General features: G+C 73.7%; 4 protein-coding genes. All 4 read right to left on the bottom strand.

Annotation, left to right across the window (positions count from 1 at the left end):
* Nucleotides 1-315: V-type ATP synthase subunit B (locus FDZ70_07515; GenBank protein TLM73693.1), on the bottom strand; the 315-nt coding region annotated here is incomplete at its 3' end.
* Entirely contained in the window at nt 312-2,195 is a 1,884-nt protein-coding gene (locus FDZ70_07510; GenBank protein TLM73692.1) for a V-type ATP synthase subunit A, read from the bottom strand. The genes FDZ70_07510 and FDZ70_07515, both read right to left, overlap by 4 nt.
* Nucleotides 2,196-2,528 carry a hypothetical protein gene (locus FDZ70_07505; protein ID TLM73691.1) on the bottom strand — a complete coding sequence of 111 codons (333 nt, stop codon included), beginning with the start codon at nt 2,526-2,528 and terminating at the stop codon, nt 2,196-2,198.
* On the bottom strand, nt 2,525-3,547 hold the full coding sequence (locus FDZ70_07500; protein TLM73690.1) for a V-type ATPase subunit: 1,023 nt from the start codon (nt 3,545-3,547) through the stop codon (nt 2,525-2,527). Before FDZ70_07500 ends, FDZ70_07505 begins: the two co-directional genes overlap by 4 nt.
* Between the last annotated feature and the right edge of the window lie 302 nt (nt 3,548-3,849).

Genomic DNA, 3,849 nt, shown 5'->3' with positions numbered 1-3,849 from the left:
GGGGATGATCTCGGGACCGCCGTCGCGCGGCCGGCCGAGGCCATCGAACACGCGGCCGAGCATGTCGCGCGACACGCCGATCTCCAGCACGCGGCCGAGGAAGCGCACGCGGGTCTGCGAGGGGTTCGCGCCGCGCGTGCCCTGGAACGCCTGCACGAGCGCCGTGTCGCCGTCGACCTCGAGCACGTTGCCGAGCGACGTCGTGCCGTCCGGGTACGCGAGCTCGACGAGTTCGCCGTAGGTGACGCCGGCGACGTCCTCCACGAGCAGCAGTGGCCCGACGATGTCGCGGGTGGTGGTGTACTCGCGCGTCACGAGGCATCACCCGCCCTCCGGGCCTGCGGGGCGTGCTCGGGCGCGCCCGAGGCGACCAGTTGCGTGTCGATCTCATCGGAGATGACGCGATACTCGTCGACCTGCTCGAGCGTGAGGTACTTCGCGCGGGCGATGCGCTCGCGCACGGGCGCCGCGAGCACCGCCGCGAGATCCGCTCCGCGCCCGACCGCCTCGAGCGCCCGCTCGTGGAAGTGCAGGATCGTGCCGAGCAGCAGGTCCTGCTCGGCGAGCGACGAGAACTGGTCGTCGTCGCGGAACGCGTTCTGCTGGAGGAAGTCCTCGCGCAGCGACTTGGCGGTCTCCATCAGCACCTGCTCCTCGGGCGAGAGGGCCTCGAGGCCGACGAGGCGCACGATCTCGGCGAGCTCGCTCTCGCGCTGCAGGATCGCCATGGCGCGGTCGCGGCGCGAGCGGAAGTCCGGCGAGACATCGGCCGCCCAGTGCGGCTCGACCTTGTCGAGGAAGAGCGAGTAGCTCGTCAGCCAGTCGATGGCCGGGAAGTGGCGCTGGAACGCGAGCGTGTCCTGCAGCGCCCAGAACACCTTCACGACGCGCAGTGTGTTCTGCACCACCGGCTCGGACAGGTCGCCGCCGGGCGGCGACACCGACCCGATGACCGAGACGGACCCGCTGCGGGCGGCGGCCTGCGGCGGGCCCGCAGGAGCCTGCGCAGGCGCGTCCTGTGCGCCGGGCACCAGCGACGAAGGGTCTGCCGAGGCCGCGCCGCCGCCGCCCAGGCACACGACCTTGCCGGCGCGCTCGTAGAACGCGGCCAGCCGCGTGCCGAGGTAAGCGGGGAAGCCCTCCTCGCCGGGCATCTCCTCGAGCCGTCCGGAGATCTCGCGCATCGCCTCGGCCCAGCGCGAGGTGGAGTCGGCCTGCAGGACGACCTCGTAGCCCATGTCGCGGAAGTACTCGGCCATCGTGATGCCGGTGTAGACCGACGCCTCGCGAGCCGCGACCGGCATGTTCGAGGTGTTGGCGACGAGCACCGTGCGCTTCATGAGCGGCTGTCCCGAGTACGGGTCGGTGAGCTCGGGGAACTCCATGAGCACGTCGGTCATCTCATTGCCGCGCTCGCCGCAGCCGATGAAGACGACGATCTGCGCGTTCGACCACTTGGCGACCTGGTGCTGTGTGACGGTCTTGCCCGCGCCGAACGGCCCGGGGATGCAGGCGGCGCCGCCCTTGGCCAGCGGGAAGAAGGTGTCGATCACCCGCGTGCCGGTGACGAGCGGCTCGCTCGCGGCGGTCTTGGATGCGTACGGCCGAGGTACGCGCACCGGCCAGCGCTGCATGAGCGCGAGGTCGTGCTCGGCGCCGTCGTCCGCGCGCAGGCGCCCGACCGGCTGCTCGACGGTGTACGACCCGCTCGCGATCGCGGTGACCTCACCGGACAGCCCCGGCGGCACCATGACGCGGTGCTCGATGACCTCGTTCTCCTGCACTGTGCCGATGACATCGCCGCCCGAGACGCGAGCGCCCTTCGCGACGGTCGCCGAGAATTCCCAGACCGCGTCGCGCGAAAGGCCCGGCGCGCTCATGCCGCGCGCGAGGAACGCCCCCGCCATCGCCTCGAGCGCGTCGAGCGGGCGCTGGACGCCGTCGTACACGGCGCCGAGCATGCCTGGCCCGAGCTCGACCGACAGCGGCATCCCCGTCGGTTCGACGGGGTCGCCGGGCCCGAGGCCCTCGGTCTCCTCGTAGACCTGGATGGACGCGCGCGAGCCGCGCATCTCGATGATCTCGCCCATCAGGCCCTCGGCGCCGACCTTGACCAGGTCGTACATCTTCGACGAGGTGAGGCCCTCGGCCACCACGAGCGGGCCGGCGACCTTCACGATCGTGCCTTGCTCCATCTACGCGTCCTCTCGGATCAGTACCTTCGTGCCGAGCGCGCGCTCGATGGCGGCGCTCAGCTTGGCCTCTCCCACACCGCCGGGGCTGCCCACCCCGGGGATGACCGTCACGGCCGGGACCGGTCGGTCGGCGACGCCGGCCACCAGCTCGGCCACGGCGTCGTACACCGGCTCGGTCACGAACACGACTGCGAACTCGCCACCGGCGAGGCGCTCCCACAGCGCGCGTGCGTCGGCAGGGCGTTCGACCGGGAAGACGGCGAACCCGAGCGGGCGGAACCCCGCCACGCTCGTCGCGTCGCCCACGACCGCCGCACGCGCGGGAGCCGTCATCGCGCCGCCCCCTGCGTCTCGCGCAGCCTCGCGCGCAGCACGTCCGCGTTCAGCCCGGCGAGGCGCCCGAGGAGCATCGTGCGGACGGCGGCGACCTCGGCCTCACGGGTCAGCACGTACGCGATCACGGGCTCCGCGCCCACGGGAACCGCATGCGCGCGCCGCAGGTGCCGCGCGACCGCGTCGTCGCCGGCGACGTCCATGCGCGCCGGGTCGAGCAGGTCGGCGGCCGAGACGCCCGCGAGCGACGGCGATGCAGCGAGCCGCGCCGCGAGGTCCGCGGCCGGCAAGGCGTACCACTCCATGAGCGCGGACGCCCTCGCGGCGCCGCCGGGCACCAGACCGGCCTCGACCTCCGCGGCCGCACGTCCCGCGGCACGCGAGCGCACGAGCGCGCGCGCGTTGGCGAGGTCGGCGAGGTGCGCGACCAGCCCGGACAGGAACTCGCTGCGCGAAGCTCTCGCGCACTCCGCCATCTCGGCGAACAGCGCCCGGTCGACCGCCGCGTCGATGGCACGGGCGTCGAGCGCTCCCGCGTCCGCCTCCGCTGCACGCGCCGCCTCCGCGGCCACGGACGCGAACGGCTCGGGCCAGTCTTGCGGCGGCGCGGAGAACACGGCCGCGTCGACGGTGCCGAGCGAGTGCGGCGGCGGCTCGTACGCGGCCCCGACGGCACGCGCCTTCCACGCCGCGCGCATCGCACCGAAGTCGTGACGCACCCGGAAGAAGCGCACGACCGGCTCGGGCAGCGCCGCTTCCGCGAGGAAGCCGTAGAACCCGTCGAGCGCCTCGATCATGGCCCGCTCGACACCCTCGGCGGTGTCGACACCCTCGAGGTGGCGGCCGTACGGCGTGTCGGACAGGACGCGGACCTGCTCGCCGAAGGACGGCGCATCGAGCAGTCGCTCGAACGTCGAGCGGCCGAAGACCCGCTGGGAGAGTACCTTCGCCTTGCCCGACGCGAAGCCGTAGCGGATGGTCTCGCGCGTCGCGCGCAGCATGGGCGCCTTCGCAGTCACGCAGCTACGCCCTCGCCGCCGAACAGCGCCCGCGCCGCGGTCATCTCGAGCTCGCTACGCCGCTCCGCGACCGCCGCGGCCGCGGAGACCTCCGCGCGTACGCGCCCGCCGTCGACGATGCAGCCCGCCGCCAGCGGCGCCGGCTCGCCCGGCCACTCGAGCCGCAGGTCCGGTGCGATGCGTGCGACCTCGACCGCGAGCGCGCCGCCGAGCCGCGCGCCGTCCGCCGCCGCCACGAGCACGCGCTCGCCCCCGGAAGCGACGGCGACGATACGCCGCGCGAGGAATGCGGCGTAGCGCCC

The organism is Actinomycetota bacterium (assembly GCA_005774595.1).
GTDB lineage: Bacteria > Actinomycetota > Coriobacteriia > Anaerosomatales > D1FN1-002 > D1FN1-002.
This window is presented reverse-complemented; position numbering and strand designations above follow the sequence as displayed.